The sequence below is a fragment of the Nonomuraea sp. B10E15 genome (assembly GCF_039871615.1).
Taxonomy (GTDB): domain Bacteria; phylum Actinomycetota; class Actinomycetes; order Streptosporangiales; family Streptosporangiaceae; genus Nonomuraea.
In genome coordinates this window covers 255,649-277,438 of sequence record NZ_JBDPMB010000002.1, presented here as the reverse complement: position 1 = coordinate 277,438, position 21,790 = coordinate 255,649, and the positions used below count along the sequence as shown (strand labels likewise).

Here is a 21,790-nt window from a genome sequence, read left to right as displayed (position 1 = left end):
CCAGCCATAGTGCGATAGTTGAGATCACAGGCTCGAGGGGGACGACACGTCGCGACGTACCTAATGGGCGGACCCATGGACACGCCACCACACCGCCTCGCGCTCGAACGGGTCGTCGAGGTCTACTCCGGTCACGACGACCTCGTCGGCGTGACCGGATCCGGATACGTGATCGGCGCCGACCTGGTGCTGGCCTCCGGCCAGGTGGTCGGGCCCGGCAGGCCGTGCCAGGTGCGCGCGCCCTGGTCGGCCCGGTGGATCGCGGCAGAGCAGGTGTGGCGTGGACGCGGCGCGGCCAGCGCGGTGCTGCTGCGGGTGCCCGGCTCCCCGTGGGCCGAACTGCCCGGCATCGAACACGTGCGCTGGGCCAGGGCCGCCGCACCCGGCGTACGGTGCCTGGCCAGAGGGTTTCCGCGGGCGGGGCAGCGGGCCGGGTTCCGCGACGCCGAGACGCTGGCCGGCGTGGTGGACGCCCCGGCCGACGCGGCGTCGAAGGCGCTGACGGTCTCCGTGGGGAATCCCGGGAGCCACGCGGTGCCGGGCTCGCTCTGGGGCGGCCTGCCGGGCGCCGCCCTGCTCGCCGAACCGGCCGGCCAGCTCATCGGCGTGATCACCTCAGGTACCGCACCGCGGCTGGACGCCGTACCGGTGACCGCGCTGCTGAGCGACGCGCGTTTCCGTGAGCTGGCCGGCGTGCCGCCCGGCCGGCTCGAGACCGTGACCGGCGACGAACCCTCCGTGCCGCTCGCCGACCTGCTGTCGCCCGCCCGTGACGACCCGCCGCCGGACGGCCCCGGCTGGACGCTGCTGCAGGCCCGTCACGCCGTCGTGCCCTTCCTGGGGCGGGAGGAGGAGCTGGCGCGGCTGCGCGCCTGGGCCGCCGAACCGGCCCCGCTGTCGATCGCGGTGCTGACCGGCCGCGCGGGAACCGGCAAGTCGCGCCTGGCGGGCGAGCTGTGCGCGGAGCTGGCGGGGTCCGGCTGGGACGCCGGCCTGCTCCCCCTCGACGCGCTCTGCGACCTGGACCCCGAACCGGACGCGGCCGCCGGCTGCGCGGCGGTGGGCGGACGGGCCGGTGCCGCGCTGGATGCCGTCCGGCCGACGTTGCTCGTCGTCGAGCATCCCGAACCGTCCGTTCCCCTGGTGGGCGAGCTGATCCGGCGGCTGGCCAAGCATGGCCGCAACCCCCGCGTACGGCTCCTGCTCGTGGCCCGCGAGCCGGGCGAGCCCGGGTGGTGGCGGCGCCTGGACACGGCGGCGGGCGGCTGGCTGCGGCGGCTCAACACCACGACGATCCAGCTCAACACCCGCCCGCTCACCCTGCCCGAGCGGACGGAGCACGCCCGCGCCGCCATGAAGGCGTTCGCCCCCAGCCGGGCCGCGCTGCCCGCCCCGCCCCATCTCGACGATCCCGAGTACGGCCTGCCGCTCCACGTCCACCTGGCCGCCCTGATGCGGCTGCGCGACGAGGGCGAGCACGCGCGCGGCGGGCTCCTGGAGCGGTTCGTCGCGCGCGAACTGCACGAGTGGGCACCGGCCCGGCCCGCCGGCCACCAGCGGACGGACGACGTGACGGCGCGCCAGGCTACGGCGGTGGACGCGGCGACCGCGCGCCAGGCCGTGGCGGTGGTCACGCTCACCGCGCCCACGCCCGCCGAACTGCCCGGCCTGCTCGCGGCCGTGCCGGGACTGCGCGACGCCGCGTCCAGCGGGCCCGGGCTCGACGGCCCCGTCCACGACGTGGTGGCCTGGCTCCGCCGGATCCTCCCCGGCGGCGAACGGCTCGTCCCGCGGCTCGTTCCCCTGGGCCCTGACCTCGTGGCCGAACAGCTCCTGTCCGGCACCGAGGACCTCGAATCGCTCGTGCTCGCCGTGCACGACCTCGACGGCCGGACGACCCGGCATCTCGTACGGATGCTGGACGTCCTGCGGGTGTCCGCGGGTGGGGAGCGGGTCAGGTCGGCGCTGCGGACGCTCGTCACGGCCAGGGCCGGCAACCTGGTCGAGGAGGCCGTGACCCGTCCGGGGACGCGGCTCGGCGACCTGGTCGACGCCGTACTCGGGCTGTTTCCCGCCGAACCGGAGGCCATGGCCGCGTTACCTGTACGGGCCGGGCGCGACCGGCTCGGCCTGCGGGCCCTCGACGTGACGCTCGGCGAACTGGCCGTGCACCGTCACCGGGCACGAGGCGAGCGGTTCGCCCTGGCGGAGGCGCTGTCCACGGTGTCGGGCCGGCTGGCGGCCGCGGGGCGCGTGGGCGAGGCGGTCGCCGCGGCGGCCGAGGCCGTGGAGATCCACGCGGCCGCTCCCCCGTACGAGGAGGTTGCCGGACGGGCGGAAGCGCTGTTCGACCTGGGGGCCTGCCTGTTGCTTGCGGGCGAGGCCGGGGGCGCGCTCAAGCCCGCTCAGGAGGCGGCGGCCAGGTTCCGGAAGCTGGCCGGGGACGACCCCCGGTATGCGGATGCGGCCGCGCGGGCACACCACAACCTCGCGTGCGCGCTGCTGGAGACCGGGCGGCTGGGTGAGGCGGTCCGGGCGTACGAGGCGGCGGGCGGGGACGGCGAGTTCGCGGGGCACCTGGCTGCCCTCCTGTCCGTGCCCGCCGCACGTCACCCCGGCACGACCTCGCAACCCCCGGCACCGCCGAGCGTCCCCGCTCCGCGCCTGGGGCGGTCCGGTTCCCCTCTTGGCGAGGCGGGTACGGCGGTTGTCTGGACGGGTGGGGCCGGGGCCGGCGGGGTGGTGCCGTCCGTGCCGGGAGCGGCGGCGACGGGCGGTGTGCGGCCGCTCGGCGTTCCGGTCGGGGGAACGGGTTTCCCGACGACGGACGCCGTCGCCGCGCCCGCGCCGCTGATGCGGTTCGACGGGCCGGATCCCGCGGCGGTGCCCGAGCTGGCCGCGTGCCTGGCCAGGGCCGCCACCGCCGCCGTCGAGCACGTGGCCCCGACGAGCAGGGACGTGGCCCGCCGCCTCCACCTCCTCGCCGCCTGGCTCGAAGCTCGGGACAAGCCGGCCGACGCCCTCGTCCCCGCGGGCGCGGCCGCCGTACGGCTGCGCGGCCTGGCCGCCGAGGGGCCGGAGCCGCGGTCCATGCTGGCGGAGACCGCGTGCATGCTGGCCAGGCTCCACACGCGGCTGGACGACCTGGACGCCGCCGCACGTTCCGCCTCGGAGGCCGTACGGAATCTGCGTGCCCTGGTCGCGCTCGACCCGGGCGGGCATCGCACCCGCCTGGCCGGGCAACTGCTGGTGCTGGGCGAGTTGCTGCTGGCGGACGACCGGCCCGAGGCGGCGCTCGGCCCGTTGCAGGAGGTCATGTGCGTGGCGGCGGAGCGGCACACCGCGACGCGGGCGAACGCCCGGCGGCTGCTCGGCCTCTGCCTGGACGAGCTGGGCAGGACCGCCGACGGCGCGGCGCAGCTGGAGGCCGCCGCCGAGCTGTACGACCTGGCCGGCGGCCACGCCCGGCAAGCGGCGGCGGTGCGGGCGAGGCTGGAGCGGATGCGCACGGCGCCGGACGTTCGCGACGTCGAACAGCCCTGGCTGCTGGCGATGGTCGCCCGCGATCCCGGGCAGGCCGTGTCCGGCGCGGAACAGCGGCTGGCGGAGTGCAGGCAGTCCTTCGAGAGCGCGGGCGTACCGGGGCTGGAGGAGATCCACGCCTACCTGGCCGCGCAGGCGACGCTCGCCCGCGCCTGGGCGGACGCCGGGCGGGCCGGGGACGGCCTCGCGCTCGCGACGCAGGCGGCCGAACTGTTGCAGCGGTATCCCGTACCGGATCGGCCCCACGCGATCGCCGTGGGCATGGTCGCGGCGGCGCTCGGGCGCTCGCTCGCCGGGCTCGGCCGCCATGAGGAGGCCGTTCCGCACCTGCGCACCGCGATCGAGTCCTACGAGCCGCAGACCGGTACGAGCGCCGCCTTCCGTACGGAGCTGGCGGAGCTTGCCATCCTGGAGACCGTCGCGCTGTCCCGTGCCGGTTGCCCACCGGACGCGGAGGCCGCCGCCGACCGGCTGGCGGGGCTGTACGAGGGGCTCGTGGCGGACGGGCTCCATGATCCCCTGGCGCACGCCGGCGCGCTGCGGCTCCAGGGCGGCATCCGCTTCGCCCGGCGGAACCCCGAGGGCGCGCTCCAGTCGGTCACCCGGGCCCTCGACGTCACGGGCACGGCGTCCGGCGATGGGCTGCTGGTCGCCACCTGCCTGGAGCTGGGCGGGTTGTGCCTGGCCGAGCTCGGCCGGAGTGGCGAGGCCAGGGCGAAGCTGGAGGAGGGGACGGCGTCGCTGGCGAAGCACGGTCGTGTCCCGCCGGATCTCGTCGACGCGCACGTGCTGGCGCTGATCAGGCTGGCCGGGCTGCGCGTGGCTGAGGAAGGGCCCGCCGCCGGGGTGGCTCTGTGGGCGCGGATTCTCGGCATGCGGCCGTTGCCGGGGGTGGACGTGCTGGAGGCCCTGGTCGAGTCCCTGGCCGGTTTCGCGGGCGACGTATCGGACCTGGGGCCGGCGCTGGCGGCGTTCACCGACGCTCTGGAGCGGGAGGTGCCGCTGAGCGGCACCGGCCCCGAACTGCACGCGAAGTACGGGCGCTGCCTCGCGAGGTTCCGGGACGCGGCAGCGCCGGCGGGAGACGACGGGACCACCCGCGTGCCCCCGGAACGGGCCACGGAACTGACCGCCGAGCTGACCATCCGTGTCCACCGGAACCTCGCCGCCGCGTCAGGCGCGCACCGTACGGAGCTGGGCCTCGCGCTGGCCGCCCTGGCCAGGATCGGCCACGCCGACCTCGCCGTCATGGAGCAGGCCATCGACCTCCTCACCGAACGACCGGCCGGCACGCCTGACCGGCCCGGCGAACGACCGGGCGGCAAACCCCGTCGGCCCGGCGAACGGCCGGGCGACACGACGGCCGGCACGCGCCGCCGGCCCGGCGGCGCGCTGGTCGACGTGCTCAACCGTTATGCCGTCCGGCTGCTCGAAGAGGACCGGGCCGTCGAGGCCCTGGCCCACTGCGAGCGCGCCGCCGATCTCTGCGACGAGCTGGACGACCCGGCCCTCGCCGCCGTCACCTACGCCCGGCTCGGCACCGGCCTGTCCGTGCTCGACCGTCCGCAGGCCGCGCTGGAGGCGATCACCTGGTCGCTGGCGGAGCTGGACCGGGCCGCGGCGTCGGGACAGGAGCTGCCGCACGTGCGGGCCGAGGCCGTCCGGGTGCGCGGGCAGGTGCTGCGGGCCTTCGGGAGGGGGCAGGAGGCGCTGGCTCACCTGGTGGCGGCGCTGGAACTGTTCGTGCAGCTGTCCGACGACGCGGCCACCGCCGATACCGCCGCGACGATCGCCGACGACCTGCTGGCGTCGGGGCGGGTCGAGGAGGCCGCCGGGTACGCCAGGACTGCCGCGACCGGGTACGCCCCCGGCACCGTCAAGCACGCGCTGGCCGTCCAGCGGCTGGCCAGGTGCCACCTGGTGCTCGGCGAGCTCACCGAGGCCAACGCGCTCGTGGAGCAGCTCATCCCGCTGGCCAGGCGGTCGCCGGACGAGCTCACCCACCGGGCGATCCTCGCCGACTCGCTGGCGCAGAGCTCTGAGCTGCTGCCCCTGCTGGGGCTGGACGGCGGGACGGAGGCGGAGACGAGAGCGCGGGAGGCGATCGCGATCTACGACGAGCTGCTGGCCGCGGGCATGGAAGCGCAGGCTCTGCACACGGGCCGGGCGGGCGCCTGCCTGACGCTGGCCTCCGCGCTGAGGATGCAGGGCATGGCCGCCGACGCGATCCAGCCGCTGCGGGAGGCGGTCGCGGCGCTCGAACGCCACGGGCCCGGCCATCCCATGCTGCTGGGTCTGCTGTCCAGGGGGATGCTCATGCTGGGCGACGCCCTCATGGAGGCGGGCCGGGCGCTGGAGGCCGGGCTCGTCTTCCACCGGGCCGCGCAGGTCACCCGGGACACGCTGTTCAGAGCCGTGGCGCACGCCAAGCTCGGCCTCTGCCAGGAGGAACTGGCCAGGGACGACGCCGCCGACGCCGCGCTGCGGGTCTCCGCGGGGCTGCTGCGCGACCTGCTGGCCGACGGGCGCGGCGAGGGGCCGGCCGAGTTACTGCGTGACGTGCTGCACGGCCGGCTGCGGCTCATGGAGCGGGCCGGGCGGAACGACGAGGCGACGGCGATCCAGGACGAGTTACACCGCCTCGCCCGCACGCAGGCTCCGTGATCGCGGGTGGGAGCCGGAGCCCCGGCACCTCACCCGCGCGTAGAATTCGTGATCGTCGGTGACGGCCGCAACCGCGCCGCTCTCACCCGCGCGGGGCTTCGGGCGAGCCGCCCTCTGCGATCTCTCGTGCCCAGCGGTAGTCGGCCTTGCCTGCCGGCGAGCGCATCATCTCCGCCACGAACGCGTACGAACGGGGCACCTTGTACCCCGACAGTAACGTCCTGCAGTGCGCGTCCAGCTCCTCCTCGGTGACCTCGACGCCCTCCCGAGGCTCGACCACGGCCGCCACCCTGTTCCCCCAGCGTTCGTCCGGCACGCCGGTCACCACCGCGTCGAACACCGCCTGATGCCCCTTGAGCACCGCCTCGACCTCTTCGGGGAACACCTTCTCCCCGCCGGTGTTGATGCACTGCGAGCCCCGGCCGAACACGTTCACCGTGCCGTCGGTCTCGACGGACGCGAGGTCGCCGGTGAGCAGCCAGCGGGTGCCCTCCTCGTCGGTGACGAACGTGCGGACCGTCTTGGCGGGGTCGTTGTAGTAGCCGAACGCCACCCGGCCCGACCTGGCCACCGTCCCCATCTGCCCGGAGCCGGGCTCGACGGGTCTGAGCCGTTCGTCGAGCACGGCCAGCTTGACCACGGAGTTGGGCTGGTAGCGCAGGCCCTTCTCCGGCGAGGAGCCGGCCACGCCCGAGGCCGTGTAGCCGGACTCGGTGGAGCCGAGGTTGTCGAGGATCATGACGTTCGGGAGCAGCTCCTGCAGCCGGTCACGTACGGCGCCGGACAGGATGGCCCCGGTCGAGCTGACCACGAGGAGCGAGGAGACGTCGTAGCCGCCGCCCTCCAGCGCGTCCGCCAGCGGCCTGGCCATGGCGTCGCCGGTGATGTTCAGGGTGAACACGCGTTCCCGCTCGATCGTCCGCCACACCTCCGGGGCGTCGAACTTGCGCACGTACACCATGGCCGAGCCCATCCACCAGGCGATGAACGTGGCCATCTGCGCGGCCCCGTGCATGAGCGGCGGCGCGGCCATCATCACCATCGGGTTGGCCTTGACCGCCTCGTCGACGACCTCCTGCGGGGTGGCGCGCGGCTCGCCGTACGGGTTGCCGCCGCCGAAGCCCATGAACAGGTCCTCGACGTGCCACATCGCGCCCTTGGGCAGTCCGGTGGTGCCGCCGGTGTAGATGATGTAGACGTCCTGGCCGGAGCGCGGCGGGAAGCCCCGTTCCGGCTTGCCGCGTTCGAGAGCCGTCGCGTACGGCACCGCGGAGCCGATCGACGACGGCCCGCCGACCGCGACCAGGTGCTCGAGCAGCGGCGCCGCACCGGCCACCGCGCTCACCCTCGGGTCGAACTCCACGTCGTAGATCAGCGCCCTGATGTCGGAGTCGCGGTACAGGTAGAGCAGTTCGGCCTCGACGTAGCGGTAGTTGACGTTGATCGGCACGGCCCTGATCTTCAGCGTGGCCAGCATGCCCGCGACGTACGGGATGCCGTTGTAGAGCTGGATCCCGACGTGCTGGCCCGGCTGGACGCCCAGGTCCGCCAGGTAGTGGGCGAGCCGGTTGGCCTCGGCGTCGAGTTCGGCGTAGGTGCGCCGGTCCTGACCGCAGACGGCGGCCGTCCTGTCCCCGATCGTGTCCGCGAGCCCTTCGAACAGGTCAGCGTGGTTGAACTCCATCGAAGTCCTTCCCATGGTCCGGGGTGTGGGGGCCTGCCTCGCAGGTCACGGTCTGTCGCGTCCGACGATCCACATCGCGAAGAACTGGGATCCTCCGCCGTAGGCGTGGCCGAGCGCCGTGCGGGCGCCGTCCACCTGGTGCTCGCCCGCCGTCCCGCGCACCTGCAGCGCGGCCTCGGCGAATCTGATCAGCCCGGACGCCCCGATCGGGTTGCTGGACAGCACGCCGCCCGAGGCGTTCCACGGGATGTCACCGTCGAGTGCCGTGGCGCCCGACTCGGTGATCTTCCATCCCTCTCCTGCCGCGGCGAACCCCAGGTTCTCCAGCCACATCGGCTCGTACCAGGAGAACGGCACGTACACCTCGGCGACGTCGATGTCGCGGCGCGGGTCGGAGATGCCGGCCTGGCGGTAGACGTCGGCCGCGCAGTCCTTGCCCGCCTGCGGGCTGACCGTGTCACGCCCGGCGCGGAAGATCGGCTCCGAGCGCATGGCCGTGCCGTGCACCCAGGCGGGGGTGCCGGTGGCCGCGGACTCGGACGACAGCACCATGGCGCAGGCGCCGTCGCTGGACGGGCAGGTCTCCAGGTAGCGGATGGGTTCCCAGAGCATGGGCGTGGACTCGACCATGGCCCGGTCGATGCCGGGGATCCTCAGGTGGGCGTACGGGTTCTTCAGCGCGTTCAGCCGGTCCTTGACCGCGACGAGCGTGCCGATGTGGCCGGGGGCGCCCGACGTGCGCATGTACTCGCGGATGTGCGGCGCGAAGTAGCCGCCCGCGCCCACCACCAGGGACGCGCTGAACGGCAGGTGTGTGGAAAGCGCCCAGGTGGCGTTCGACTCCGACTGTTTCTCGAACGCCACGACCAGCACCCGCTCGTGCACCCCGCCCTGGATGAGCGAGGCGCCGACGAGGGCCGTCGAGCCGCCGACGCTGCCCGCGGTGTGCACCCGCATCATCGGCTTGCCCGCCGCGCCGAGCGCGTCCGCCAGGTACGACTCGGGCATCATCACGCCCTCGAACAGGTCGGGCGCCTTGCCGATGACGACGGCGTCGATGTCCCTGAACGTCAGCCCGGCGTCCTCCAGCGCCCGCAGCGCCGCCTCGCGCACGAGCCCGGCGATCGAGACGTCCGTGCGCCTGCTGCGGTAGCGCGTCTGCCCGATGCCGACGACAGCACAACGGTTTCCCACTACGCCTCCAACACGGTGACGAGGTTCTGCTGCAGGCAGGGGCCGCTCGTGGCGTGCCCGACGGTGCGGCGGGCGGCGCCGTCGTGAATGCGCCGCGCGGCCTCGCCCACGCGGATGAGGCCCGTGGCCATGACGGGGTTGGCCGCCAGCGGGCCGCCGGACGGGTTGATCTCCGTCTCGTCGCGCAGGCCGAGCGCCTCCCGCAGGATGATCTCCTCGTGCGGGAACTGGGCGTGCAGCTCCGCCACCTCGACGGGGCCCTTGCCGACCCCCGCGGCGCGTGCGGCGTCGGCGGCGGAGGCCGAGCGCGCCAGGTCGCGCATGCCCAGGTAGTGGGGCTCCGTGCGGTGGGCGATCCCCCGGATGTAGGCGGGCCGGGGGCACAGCCGGCTCGCCAGGTCGCCCGCCGCGAGCACGACGGCGGCGGCGCCGTCGGTGATGGGCGGCACGTCCGTCGTCTTCAGCGGCCGGACGGCGACGTCCTCGCCTTCGGGGTCCGGCAGGTCGAGCGCGTACGGGTTGCGCCGCCCGTCGGCCCGGCTGCGCCTGACGATCTCGTCCAGCTCGGCCCGGTCGGCGCCGGCCGCGTTCGCCTGGAGCGCGGCGTAGGAGAGCTGGTCGAGCCCGAGCGGCGCCAGGTAGTACGGGTCGAGCTGGAGGGTCATGATCGTGCGCAGGTCGCCCAGCGACGACTTGCCGAAGCCGTAGACCAGGGCCGAGTCGACGTCGCCGTGCTGGAGGCGCACCCATGCCTCGTACAGGGCCCAGGCGGCGTCCATCTCGACGTGGCTCTCGGAGATGGGCGGCCAGGCGGCGAGCGCGTCGAGGGCCGACACGAACGAGAAGGGGGCGCCCGCCAGGTAGTCGCAGCTGCCGGAGCAGGTGAAGCCGAACCGCTTGAGCCCGGTGCGCTCCTTGACCTCGCCGATCACGGGGCCGATGAGCTCGGGCTCGGTCAGGCCGGTGTCGTGGCCCGTGTGCCGCGTCTGGGCGAACGCGACGATCGCTACGTCTCTCATGGCCGCTCCACGTCGGGCTCGCCGGTGGGGGCGAACCAGCGGATGTTCGCCATGGACGCCGTCCGTTCGTGCTCGGGGACCCAGACGGCCTTGACGCGCATGCCCTGGCGTACGTCGTGTGCTGGTATGTCCCCGATCAGGGCGATCATGGGGATGTCGCTGCCGTCGAGCAGGATGTACGCCGACACGAACGGCACCTCGGGGGCCCGCGGGTCGGGCAGGTTGTTGATGGCGAACGTGGTGATCGTCCCGGTGTCGGGGAGTTCGAGCGTCTCCGGGATGGCGTCTCCGCATTCTGGGCAGGTCAGCCGGTACGGCACGTACACCTTGGCGCAGGTGGCGCAGCGGCCGCCGAGGAAGACGCCGCGTTCGATGCCCTCCAGGAAGACGCGGAGGGCGCCGCCCGCCTGGAGGCGGTACTCGGTGCGGACGTTGGCCACGATGTCGGTGACCTCAGGGACGAAACACGAAATGTCGGTAATCTGGCCGGTGGGGCGGTCTTTCCAGACCGGCCACACCCGCAGGCCCGCCCGCAGCCTTCCAGGATCACCCGCGTCCACGGCGTGCACGAGCGCGGTGTCCGCGCCGTCGAGCCTGATCAGCGCCCAGGCGAAGGGCCGGTCGAGCGGGTGGCCCGCACCGGGCTCGGGCACGTACGCCCACGTCGTCACCGTCCCCGCCGGGCCGACCTCGACGAACTCGCCGGTGACCGGTTCGCCGGTCGCGGGGTCGTACTCGAGGGGCGGCACGAGCACCTTGCCCTCCTTCGTGCGCACCCCGACGATGCGGCGACTGCGTAATTCGCTGAGGAACCGGCCGATCACCGGGCCCGTGGTGCGCGAGTAACCGCCCGGGAACTCCAGAACGTGCCGGGCTACCAGCGGATCAGATGGCACGGTCGTGTCCCTCCCAGTACGGGGCGCGTAGCTTGCGTTTGAGCAGCTTGCCGTTGGGCTCGCGGGGCATCTCCGCGATGAAGTCGACGCTCCTGGGCCACTTCATCCTGGCCAGGCGGCCCTCCAGCGACGCGAGCAGCTCGGCTGCCAGCTCCGGCCCCGGCTCGATGCCGGGCGCGGGCTCGACCACGGCCTTGATCTGCTCGCCCCACTCCTCGTCCGGGATGCCGAACACGGCCACGTCCGCCACCTTCGGGTGGACCATGAGCTCGTTCTCGATCTCGGCCGGGTAGATGTTGGCGCCGCCCGAAATGATCATGTCGGCCTTGCGGTCGCAGAGGTAGAGGAAGCCCTCCTCGTCCAGGTATCCGATGTCCCCTACGGTGAAGTAGTCCTTGAGCCGGTTGGCTGCGGTCTTGGCGGGATCGCCCTTGTACTCGAACGGGACGCCCATCATCTTCATGTAGATCGTCCCGGGGGTGCCAGCCGGCACCGGCTCGCCCTGGTCGTCCACGACGAGCAGCTCGCTGATCGGCCAGGCCGAGCCCACCGTGCCCGGGTGCCCCTTCCAGCCCTCGGGCGTGGCCAGGGTGCCGCCACCCTCGGTGGCCGCGTAGTACTCGTACACGCAGTCGCCCCACCACTCGAACATCGCCCACTTCACCGGGACCGGGCAGGGAGCGGCGGCGTGGATCATCCACCGCAGCGAGGACAGGTCGTACGCGTGCCTGGTCTCCTCGGGCAGCGCGAGGAGCCGCTTGAAGTGGGTCGGGACCATGTGGGAGCTGGTGACGCGGTGCCGCTCGCACAACCGCAACATCTCCTCGGCGTCCCACCGGTCCATGTAGACGAGCGTGTGGCCCATGTGCAGGGCGCTCCCGCCGAACTGGGTCACTGCCGTGTGGTAGCTCGGCGAGGTCACCAGGTGGGCGTTGGGGCGGCCCGGCGTGATGCCGAACAGCCCGAGCAGACCCGTCATCAGCTCGGCCGAGTCGTCCGGATCCATCCCGCTCAGGTGGCGCCTGACGCCCTTGGGCTTGCCGGTGGTGCCCGAGGTGTAGTGCATGGTGGCGCCGGCGGTGCGGTCATCGGGCGCGGTGCCGGGCTGCCCGTCGGTCAGCTCGCGGGCCGGGCGGAAGCCGGCGGCCTGGCCGCCCAGGACGAACCGGCGCCCCGGCTCGACGGCCTCGGCGCCCCTCGCGCCCTCCTGGAGGAAGCGCGGGTGCACGAAGAACGCCTTCGCCTCGCTGTCGGAGACGATGTACGCGATCTCAGGGCCGGTCAGATGCCAGTTGACGGGGGTGTAGTACCACCCGGCCTGCAACGCGGCCAGGTAGAGGACGAGCCCGTCGGCGCCGTTCGGAACCAGCCCGCAGACGCCGTCGCCGCGCTCCAGCCCGAGACCGCGCAGGCCGTGCACGAGCCGGTTCGAGCGGGCCAGCAGGTCGCCGGCGCGGTGCTCCGTACCGTCGGGGTCGACGGCGGCGATCCACTCGGGGTCGGCCTGCGCGAGCCTCCAGAAGCCGAGCGTGCCCATCTACTCCCCCTGTTCATGGCCTCCACTCCGTGGAGGCGGGTTCGGTCGCCTTTGATGCCGCCACCTTCCCCCGCTCTGGTCGCTACGCTCCCGCCGCTCCTCCAGGCGACGGCGCTCCCTCACAGCACGGGGCCAGACAGGAACCTGTTCTCGTTTGATGGGGGGAGCGTATCCTGGGGCGAAAGTTTGTAGCAAGCGCTTGATTTAGCAATTCGGAGGCATCCGTGGAGCTCCTGCCGATCAGCACCCCCCACTGCCGGGTCGAACGCGACGGCCACGTCCTGACCGTCACCATGAACCGGCCGGAGGCCCGCAACGCGCTCTCCTCGGACATGCTCGTCGGCCTGGCCTCGGCCTGGGCGTACGCGTCGGCGGAGCCGGAGATCCGGGTCGCCGTCCTGACCGGCGCCGAGGGCACGTTCTGCTCCGGGGCCGACCTCAAGGCGATGGGGCAGCCGTCCACCGACCCCGAGGTCCAGGCCAGGGCCGCGCGGATCCCCGATTTCCACTGGAAAGGGCTGCTGCGCCAGGACCTGCCCGCCAAGCCGGTCATCAGCGCGGTCGAGGGGTACGCGGTCGCGGGCGGCACCGAACTGCTGGTGGGCACCGACCTGCGGGTGGTGGCGGAGTCGGCCACGCTGGGCCTGTTCGAGGCCAAGCGCGCCCTGTTCCCCATGGGCGGGAGCGCCGTACGCCTGCCGCGGCAGATCCCGTACTGCCACGCCATGGACCTGCTGCTCACGGGCCGCGCGATCACGGCCGCGGAAGCGCTGTCCATGGGCCTGGTCAACCGGGTGGTCCCCGACGGGCAGGCGCTCGCGGCCGCCCGCGAGCTGGCCGAGGACGTCGCCGCCTCGGGCCCGCTGGCGGTCCAGGCGATCCTGCGCACCTACCGCGACACGCTCGGCCTGGCCGAGCCCGAGTCGCTGAAGGTCTCGGACGAGCTCGGCTGGCCGGTGATCGGCTCGGAGGACGCCAAGGAGGGCACCCGCGCCTTCCGCGAGAAACGCTCTCCTCTCTACCGCGCCCTCTAGTCGCCGGTGATGCGCCCCAGGCGTTCCAGCGCCTCGCCGTACTCCTCCACCAGCCCGAACACCACGTCCTTGGTCGACCTGACCTGGTTGGTGACACCGATGATCTGACCGGCGGGGAACGTGGCCAGCTCCGAAACGTCCGAGCGGCCGATGCGGCGCAGCGCGTCCGACACCAGCATGAACTGCAGCGGCATCGGCAGCGTGCCCGGCGACTCCTCCGACTCCCACGCCTCGGTCCACTCGTTCCTGAGCAGCCGCGCCGGCTTGCCGGTCCAGCTGCGCGAGCGCACCGTGTCGCGGGACGTGGCCGCCAGGATGCGCCGCTTGGCCATCTCCGGCGTGTCCGCCTCCTCGACCGTGAGCCACAGGGATCCGGTCCACACGCCCTCCGCCCCCAGCGCCATCCCGGCCGCCATCTGGCGGCCGTTGCCGATGCCGCCCGCCGCCAGCACGGGCACGTCCACGGCGTCCACGACCTGCGGGATCAGCACCATCGTGGAGATCTCGCCGGTGTGCCCGCCGGCCTCCGTGCCCTGGGCGACGACGACGTCCACGCCCACCTCCACCTGCTTGAGCGCGTGGCGGGGCGTCGAGGCGAGCGCGGCGACCTTGACGCCCCGCGCGTGGGCGAGGTCCACCACGTCGGCGGGCGGCGGGCCGAGCGCGTTGGCCAGCAGCGCGATCGGGTGCCGCAGGGCCACCTCGACCTGCGGCCGGGCCGTGGCGTCCGTCCAGCCGAGCAGCACCCGTCCCGGGTCGGCGTCCGAGGACAGCGCCGGCACGCCGTGCCTGGACAGCAGGTTCTCCACGAACGCGCGGTGCCCGTCGGGGATCATCGACTGGAGGCGTCCGACCAGCTCATCGGGGGCGAAGTCCGCGCCCTCGTACGAGGCGGGCATGACGACGTCCACCCCGTACGGGCGGCCGTCCACGTGGTCGTCGATCCACTTGAGCTCCACCTCGAGCTCTTCCGGCGTGAAGTAGAGAGCCCCGAGCACCCCCATGCCGCCCGCGCGGCTGACGGCGGCGACCACGTCCCTGCAGTGGCTGAAGGCGAAGATCGGGAGCTCGATTCCGAACATGTCCGTGACCCGTGTCCGCATGGACCGACGATAAGTCCGGGCGAGCCATACTGCAACGCGTTCTACTCTAGAACGTTCGCTCGGTCAGCCTCATGGAATGCGTTCTAACGAGGCAGCCTGCGCCAGAGAGGGCGGGGCAGCAGCCGCAGCAGGCCGAAGGCGGGCCCGAGCGCCCGCGGCACCCAGACGGAGGACGATCCGTCACGCAGCGCGGCCACCGTGGCCAGCGCCACCTGCCGCGGCGTCGAGGACAACGGCGCGGGCGCCAGCCCTTTCGTCATCCGCCCGATCACGAAGCCCGGCCGCACGATCAGCACCCTCGCGCCCGACCCGTGCAGGGCGTCGCCCAGCCCCTGCGCGAACCCGTCGAGCCCGGCCTTGGCCGAGCCGTACACGAAATTGGCCCTGCGCACGCGCGCGCCCGCCACCGACGACAGCACCACGAGCGTGCCGTGGCCCTGCTCGCGCAGCACCCTGGCCGCGTGCAGCCCTGCCGACACGTGCGCGCCGTAGTTGACCGCCACGGCCTCGGCGGCGGCCACGGGATCGGCGTCGTAGCGCTCCTGGGTCCCCAGCACGCCGAACGCGGAGATCACCACATCGAGGTCGCCCACCAGCTCCGTCGCCCTGGCGAAGACGGCGCCGTGCCCGTGGACGTCCAGCGCGTCGAACGGCACGACATGGACCTCCGCGCCGAGGTCGGGCGGGTCGAAGCCGCCCCGCGCGGCCAGCACCACCCGGCTCGCGCCCAGCCCCGCCAGCAGCCTGACGATCTCCAGCCCGATCTCGCTGCGCCCGCCGAGCAGCAGCACGGTGTCGACCCCGCCGAGAGCGTTCTTCACAACCGCAGCCTCCTGGCCAGGTCGGAGCGGAACAGCCCGGCGGGATCGGCCTCGTCCCTGATCCGCCGCCACCGCTCCAGCTCGGGATACATCTCCGCCATCATGGCAGCGCCCAGTCGCGCGTCCTTGGCGAGATAGACGCGCCCGCCCGCCTCGGCCACCCGCCGGTCGAAGCCGCGCAGCAGGCCGCTCAGCCCGCGCCCGCCGGCGGGCAGGTCCAGGGCCAGGGTCCAGCCGGGCATGGGGAACGACAGCAGGCCGCCCGAGCCTGGCCCGAACCTCTTGAGCACCGTCAGGAACGACGGGCTGCCGTGCTCCGACAGGGTCGCGACGATGCCGCGCAGCGTCTCCTCCGCGCCGAAGGGCACCGCGAACTGGTACTGGACGAAGCCGCGCGGGCCGTACATGCGGTTCCAGCCCTCGACGCCGTCGAGCGGGTGGAAGAACGGCGCGATGCCCTGCGTGAGGGTCCTGCGCCGCGGCGCCCTGCGGTACCAGACCTCGTTGAACGCGCGCAGGCTCAGCCCGTTGAGCAGCCCGCCGGGCACCCACGCGGGGGCCCGCGCCAGCGCGCCGGGCGCGAACGGCGACGCCCGCTCCACTTCGGCGGGCGTCGCGTGATCGCCCCTGGTGAGCACGCTGCGCCCCATCCGGCGGCCCCGGGCGAGCAGGTCGATCCAGGCCACCGAGTAGCGGTGGCGGTCGTCGGTGCCCGCCATGACCGCCATCGTCTCGTCCAGGTCCGCGGTGCGCTGGACGTCCACCCGCATCATGGACGTCTCGATCGGCACGCAGCCGAACGTGACCTCGGCGATCACCCCGGTCAGCCCCATGCCGCCGACCGTGGCCGAGAAGAGCGGGTGGCCGGGGCGGAGGGTCAGGACCTCGCCGCCCGCGGTCACCAGGGTCAGCGAGCGGACGTGCGCGCCGAACGAGGAGTCGCGGTGGTGGTTCTTGCCGTGGACGTCGGCCGCGACGGCGCCGCCGACGGTGACGTGCCGCGTGCCGGGGCTGACGGGGACGAACCAGCCCCTGGGGACGAGCGCCGTCATCAGCGTGTGCAGGCTCACCCCGCCGGAGGCCGTCACCAGGCCGCCGCCCTCGTCGAAGTGCCACGCGTCCAGGCCGGTGCAGTCGAGGACGAGCCCGCCGGCGTTCTGCGCGGCGTCGCCGTACGAGCGGCCGAGGCCCCGCGCCACCACGCCCCGGCGCGGCGCGGACGCGACCAGCTCGCGCAGCTGCCCGACGGTGCGGGGCCTGGCGAGCCGCGCGGGCGTGGGCGCCGTACGCCCCCAGCCGGTCAGGAACGTGGTCACGCGTAGATCCCCAGGCCGACGAGGAGGACGAGCACGGCGGCGAAGAGCAGGGTCGGCCGGTCGCGCAGGGCGATCTCCTCGGGCTCCTCACCTCCCCCGCGCTCGACCAGCAGGTTGTGCCGGAGCACGAGCAGGACGAAGGGGACGATGCTGAGCCCGTAGAACAGGTCGTCGTGCGCGTTGAGCGCCCACAGGCAGTACGTCACGATCATCGCGCCCGAGCACATGGTCCGCACCTGGGCGAGGTAGGCGGGCGAGTAGGCGGCCAGCGTCGCGCGCGTCCCCGCCGCCTCCACGAGGCGCAGCTCGGCCTCGCGCTTGCCCGCCACCAGTTGCAGCGCGGCCAGCGAGACGACCACCAGGAACCACCCGGTCACCGGCACGTCGACCGCCACGGCTCCGGCGTACGCCCTGATCACGTGGCACCCGGCGACCGCGATCAGGTCCACGACCTCCTGGTGCTTGAGCCACAGCGTGTACGACAACGTCAGGACGAGGTAGCCGGCGACCACGGCGGGCGGCTTCCAGCTCCCGGTGAGCGCGGCGACGGCGGGCGCGAGGAGCAGCAGCGCGACGCCGGTCACCCGGGCTGCCCGCACCGACACCGCTCCCGCCGCGACGGCCCGCCGCCGCTTGCGCGGATGCAGCCGGTCGGCCGCCACGTCGGAGGCGTCGTTGATCAGGTACGAGCCGCTCGCGGCCAGGCAGAACGCGGCGAGCACCAGCAGCGCGGCGAGCAGGTCGCGCGGCTCGCCCAGCACCCCGGCGGCCATGGGGGCGGCGAGGACCAGGACGTTCTTCAGCCATTGGCGGGGCCTGGCGGCCCTGACCAGCGCCAGCGCCGGCGTGGCCGCCCGGGGACGAGCCACCACGCCCTGGCTCATGAGGTCCTGCGGCCGCGCAGGGTCAGCAGGAGGCCCGCCACGAACAGCACGACGCCCACCACGCCGAGCACGACGGGCAGCGTCACCCTGATCAGGTCGATCTGGCTCTTGCCCTCCCGCGCGTCCTTGACGAGCCCGTCGACGGTGTCGTCGGTCATCTTGGCCGTGGCCACGAACGCCTTGGAGCGCTCGACGCCGTCGTCGCTCTTGAGCACCTCGTCGCGCTGCTGCTCCTGGCGGACGGGCGCGCCGGTGGTGGGCTCGATCCAGAAGGTGTTGGTGCCGGAGTAGACGCGGTCGAGCTGCACGTCGCCGGATTCGCCCATGTCGAACCAGTCGGCGGGCGCGGTGAGCGTCTGCGTCTCGGTCTCGGGGACGACCTGCTCGAACTTGTACGTGTTCAGCCCGCCGACCTGCTCCTCGCCGACGAACTTGGCCTCGAACGCCTTGCCCGCCGTGGAGTTGAAGACCATGTAGCTCTTCTTCTCCACGTCGAACGGGAACTTGTAGATCTGGCCCTTCAGCTCCACCGGCTCCTTGTCGATGCTGACGCCGCAGCAGTTGAGCCCGACGCCCGAGCGCTTGTCGAAGGCGCTGCGCCGCTCGGTGAAGTCGATGCCGGGCTTGCCGTGGGTGACGTCGTTCACGGCGGTGAACTCGTCCCACACGACCCGGTCGCCGGACGCCTCCTTCACGTCTCCGCGCGTGGTGACGATGATGTCGAGGTCGGCGGTCAGCACCTTGCCGTCGGCGACGCTGAAGTACTGTGCGCCGGTCGCCCGCAGCTTGCTGATCCCGTACTGGTCGCCTGCGGCGCTCATGAGCGCGGGCGCCACCTGGAAGCGCACCAGGGGAGCCAGAACCACGAGGAATGCCCCGACGGCGATGAGGACGCTGCCAACGACGACCCGGTTCATCGACCCTCCATGTGCCAGGTGCACGGACGCCTGTCTGGGTGGTTAAGTACTGAAACCAAGTTTCTACTCGCCGGTATGTTATTGCGGGGAGTGACCATCGTCACCAGGGATGCGGAAACGTGACCGAAACAGGTTCTACATCGGCGCGGCTGCCGGAGATCTCCGGCCGCCAGGCCCCGCTCGACGGCATCCGCGCCGTGGCCGCCTTCTCCGTGCTGCTCTTCCACGTCGCGATGGAGGCGGGAACGGCGCTGGAGCCGGGGTTCCTCGGCGGCGTGTTGTCGAGGGGCGAGATCGGGGTGCCGATCTTCTTCACGCTCTCCGGCCTGCTGCTCTACCGCCCGTGGGCGGCGGAGGTGCTGACCGGCGAGCGTCCCCCGGACACGCGCCGCTACCTGTGGCGGCGCTTCTTCCGCATCATCCCTGCCTACTGGCTGGTGGTGGCCGTGGCCCTCCTGCTGTGGGGCGGGGCCCACCGGTCCGACCCGTGGACGTGGGCGCAGCTGGCGTTCCTCGTGCACATCTACGACCTGACCCCGTGGTGGTACGGCCTCGGGCCCAAGGGGCTCGGCCAGATGTGGAGCCTCGCGGTCGAGCTGACCTTCTACCTCACGCTCCCGCTGATGGCGGCGGCGCTGCGCTGGTTCGCGCTGCGCGCGGGAGCCGACCTGCGGGCCAGGGCCAGGCGCCTGCTGATCGGGCTGGCCGCCTTCGGCGCCCTGTCGTACGTGTACACGATCTTCGAGTACTTCCCCGAGTACCGCCCCTGGATGAACGTGTGGTTGCCACGCTCGTGGACGTTCTTCGTGCCCGGCATGGCCCTCGCGGTCCTGACCGTCTGGGCCAGGGCGGAGGACGGTCGGGTGCGCCGCCTGTGCGCGGCCCTGGCCGGCTCGTGGGGCACGTTGTGGCTGATCGCCGGGTTCGCCTACCTGATCGCCGCCACCCCGGTGACCGGGCCCCGCTTCGTCGGCCTGGGCGGCATCTGGACGGCCTTCTCCGAGCAGGCGCTCTACACGCTCGTCGCCTTCTGTCTCGTCGCGCCCGCGGCGCTGGAGGCCCAGCGGCCCACCCGGCTGGGCGGGCTGCTCGGCGGCCGGGTCATGAGCTATCTCGGCCGGATCTCGTACGGGGTCTTCCTCTGGCAGTTCGTGGTCATCTACCTCTGGTACGACTTCACGGGCCAGCGCCCGTGGACCGGCGACCTCGTCCTCAACCTCGTCGCGATCAGCGCCCTGACCGTCGCCCTCGCCGGGCTCACGCACCGTTACGTGGAGGAGCCCGCCCGGCGGCTGATCCGGTTCGTCCCTCACGCCGCGGGCGGGGCGGGCCCCGGCTCCCCGAAGGCCGCGGCCCTCAGGCAGAACGCCTGACCCTGGCCGCCCGCCGCGCTGATCCGCATGCCCTTGCCGGCCCCGTCGTGCGGCACGTAGTAGAGCGCGCCCGTCTCGCCGGTCGCCGGCAGCGTGGCCGCCCGCTCGGCGCCGCCGAGATCCACCACCACGTGCACCTGCCGGGGGCTGGTGTAGGCCAGGGCCACCACCATGCCGGGGCCGCCGGGGGACTCGACGGGGAAGACCTTGTCCTTCGCGAAACACTTCTCGCCCTTCATCGCGTCGAAGAACGGCGCCACCCGGCCCACCGGGACGAGCTTGCCCGTGGAGTCGAACACGTACGGCTTCGCCGAGGGCCGCGGGTCGCGCATGCGCCGCCGGAGCCCGGGATCGGCCAGCGGCGCGAGCGCGTACGACGTCAGCCTGCGGGCGCCGTTCCACGGCAGGACGACCTCCGGCGGCACGGGACGCGGGTAGATGTCGGTCTCCGGCGCGGCGGTGGCCAGGGAGGCCCGCGCGTTGTCCATATATTTCCTGATTTTGTCGCCGCTGAGGGTATCACCGTAGGTGTTGATCGAGACCAGCGACGCGGCGAGCACGGCCACGGTCAGCACGCTCGCGGCCATGGACAGGCCGCCGCCCACCGGCCGGCGGCGGGCGTCCTGCTCGCCCTCGACCGGATGCCAGGCCAGCGCCAGGCAGAGGGCGAACAACACCGCGGCGTCGGCGACGTACCGGGTCTCCGCGCCGACGAGGTCCCACGCGGTCGCCCGCGCGATCGTGGTGGGGATCGCGTCGGCCACGACGACGTACGCGGCCAGGATCGCCCAGGCCCGCCACGCCCGCCTGCGGTACACGCACGTGACCACGACCAGCAGCGCGAGCAGCACCCATGCCGCGATCACGGTGGCCCGGGCCGGGTCGGCCAGCCCGCCGGTGGAGGTCAGCCCGCCCCAGCGCAGCGGGCCGCCGACGGCGCCCGTGGGAAAGGTCTCCCCCAGTAACCTGCGCAGCAGCCCCGGCACCACCTCGGCCTTCGGCCCGGTCAGCGCGTCCGGGCCGGCGGTGTCGCGGCGCAGCAGGTAGAGCACGGCGTACCCGGCCAGCAGCACGCCGTGCGCCCACCAGACCGGCCTGCGCAGCTCTGCCCCCAGCGCCCGCAACCACAGGCCCCTTCCGAGGTAGGCGCTGGTGACCGCCAGCACGACGAAGGGAATGAACACCCCCTTCGTGGAGCAGGCCATCCCGGCGGCCGTCCAGATCAGGGCGTGCCAGCGGCCCCTGCCCTCGCGGACGTACCTGACGTGCGCCGCGAGCGCGGCGACCAGCGCGAGCTGCAGCGGCACCGCGTTGAGCGCCGCCGACCACCAGCTCATCGCGGGCACGGTGAGCGGCGCGAACGCGTAGACGGCCAGGGCGGCCAGCACCACGGCGCGGTCGCCGAAGAGCCGCCGCAGCAGCACCAGGAACACGATCGAGGCGGCCGCCTGGAGCGCGAGCGTCACGAACGACACCAGCGCCCAGCTGTACGGCGCCACCCAGGTGAGCAGCCACACCAGGGCCAGCGAGCCGGGCATGAGATGGCCCTTGTGCACGCGGGTCAGGTAGTCCCAGGTGAACCCGCTGTCGGCGGCCCCGGCCACGAAGAGGAAGTCGTCCTCGACGAAGTACGCCTTGCTGAGGACGTGGGCCCTGAAGATCAGCGAGACCAGGACGAGCAGCAGGCCGACGCCCACGATCGGCCCGGTGCGGATCGAGGGCAGCGTGATCCGCACGGGTTCGGAGCTCCTGGCGCCTTCCGTCATCGTCGATTCCTTCCGCTGCGTCAGAGATGCCCCGAATGG

14 protein-coding genes are annotated in these 21,790 nt (G+C 73.2%); 3 read left to right on the top strand and 11 right to left on the bottom strand.

What is annotated here, in order from left to right:
- Positions 1-75: 75 nt before the first annotated feature.
- Entirely contained in the window at positions 76-6,207 is a 6,132-nt protein-coding gene (locus tag ABGB14_RS10365) for a tetratricopeptide repeat protein (RefSeq protein ID WP_347643368.1), read from the top strand.
- Positions 6,208-6,289: 82 nt separating this feature from the next.
- Here ABGB14_RS10365 and ABGB14_RS10360 read toward each other — a convergent pair whose 3' ends face one another.
- From ABGB14_RS10360 to ABGB14_RS10340, 5 genes are read right to left on the bottom strand one after another with little or no spacing between them, the layout of a single operon-like run.
- Complete coding sequence (locus tag ABGB14_RS10360; RefSeq protein WP_347643367.1) at positions 6,290-7,891, bottom strand: acyl-CoA synthetase; 1,602 nt, start codon at positions 7,889-7,891, stop codon at positions 6,290-6,292.
- Positions 7,892-7,936: 45 nt separating this feature from the next.
- Positions 7,937-9,085 (bottom strand): thiolase domain-containing protein, encoded by a 1,149-nt coding sequence (locus ABGB14_RS10355; protein WP_347643366.1) that lies wholly within the window; start codon positions 9,083-9,085, stop codon positions 7,937-7,939.
- Positions 9,085-10,104, bottom strand: coding sequence for a lipid-transfer protein (locus ABGB14_RS10350; protein ID WP_347643365.1), 1,020 nt, complete (start codon positions 10,102-10,104; stop codon positions 9,085-9,087). The genes ABGB14_RS10355 and ABGB14_RS10350 overlap by 1 nt, the downstream gene beginning before the upstream one ends.
- Positions 10,101-11,000, bottom strand: coding sequence for an OB-fold domain-containing protein (locus ABGB14_RS10345; RefSeq protein WP_347643364.1), 900 nt, complete (start codon positions 10,998-11,000; stop codon positions 10,101-10,103). The genes ABGB14_RS10350 and ABGB14_RS10345 overlap by 4 nt, the downstream gene beginning before the upstream one ends.
- The gene (locus tag ABGB14_RS10340; protein WP_347643363.1) at positions 10,990-12,537 is read right to left on the bottom strand and encodes an acyl-CoA synthetase; all 1,548 of its coding nucleotides are present in this window, start codon (positions 12,535-12,537) and stop codon (positions 10,990-10,992) included. Before ABGB14_RS10340 ends, ABGB14_RS10345 begins: the two co-directional genes overlap by 11 nt.
- Positions 12,538-12,761: 224 nt before the next feature.
- Here ABGB14_RS10340 and ABGB14_RS10335 point away from each other — a divergent pair, with 224 nt between their 5' ends.
- Positions 12,762-13,571 (top strand): crotonase/enoyl-CoA hydratase family protein, encoded by an 810-nt coding sequence (locus ABGB14_RS10335; RefSeq protein ID WP_347643362.1) that lies wholly within the window; start codon positions 12,762-12,764, stop codon positions 13,569-13,571.
- Here ABGB14_RS10335 and ABGB14_RS10330 read toward each other — a convergent pair.
- From ABGB14_RS10330 to ABGB14_RS10310, 5 genes are all read right to left on the bottom strand, one after another.
- Positions 13,568-14,674 carry a nitronate monooxygenase family protein gene (locus tag ABGB14_RS10330; RefSeq protein WP_347643361.1) on the bottom strand — a complete coding sequence of 369 codons (1,107 nt, stop codon included), beginning with the start codon at positions 14,672-14,674 and terminating at the stop codon, positions 13,568-13,570. The genes ABGB14_RS10335 and ABGB14_RS10330 overlap by 4 nt on opposite strands.
- Before the next feature lie 83 nt (positions 14,675-14,757).
- Positions 14,758-15,495, bottom strand: a complete 738-nt coding sequence (locus tag ABGB14_RS10325; RefSeq protein WP_347643360.1) for an SDR family NAD(P)-dependent oxidoreductase — start codon at positions 15,493-15,495, stop codon at positions 14,758-14,760.
- Positions 15,492-16,811, bottom strand: coding sequence for an FAD-binding oxidoreductase (locus ABGB14_RS10320; RefSeq protein ID WP_347643359.1), 1,320 nt, complete (start codon positions 16,809-16,811; stop codon positions 15,492-15,494). Before ABGB14_RS10320 ends, ABGB14_RS10325 begins: the two co-directional genes overlap by 4 nt.
- Positions 16,808-17,695 carry a decaprenyl-phosphate phosphoribosyltransferase gene (locus ABGB14_RS10315; RefSeq protein WP_347643358.1) on the bottom strand — a complete coding sequence of 296 codons (888 nt, stop codon included), beginning with the start codon at positions 17,693-17,695 and terminating at the stop codon, positions 16,808-16,810. Before ABGB14_RS10315 ends, ABGB14_RS10320 begins: the two co-directional genes overlap by 4 nt.
- Positions 17,692-18,612 (bottom strand): DUF3068 domain-containing protein, encoded by a 921-nt coding sequence (locus ABGB14_RS10310; protein WP_347643357.1) that lies wholly within the window; start codon positions 18,610-18,612, stop codon positions 17,692-17,694. The genes ABGB14_RS10315 and ABGB14_RS10310 overlap by 4 nt, the downstream gene beginning before the upstream one ends.
- Before the next feature lie 119 nt (positions 18,613-18,731).
- On the opposite strand from ABGB14_RS10310, the gene ABGB14_RS10305 reads away from it, so the two are divergent.
- Positions 18,732-19,985 (top strand): acyltransferase, encoded by a 1,254-nt coding sequence (locus tag ABGB14_RS10305; RefSeq protein ID WP_347643356.1) that lies wholly within the window; start codon positions 18,732-18,734, stop codon positions 19,983-19,985.
- Here the strand turns inward: ABGB14_RS10305 and ABGB14_RS10300 are convergent.
- On the bottom strand, positions 19,922-21,751 hold the full coding sequence (locus ABGB14_RS10300) for a hypothetical protein (protein ID WP_347643355.1): 1,830 nt from the start codon (positions 21,749-21,751) through the stop codon (positions 19,922-19,924). The two genes, ABGB14_RS10305 and ABGB14_RS10300, sit on opposite strands and share 64 nt — an antisense overlap.
- Positions 21,752-21,790: the final 39 nt, after the last annotated feature.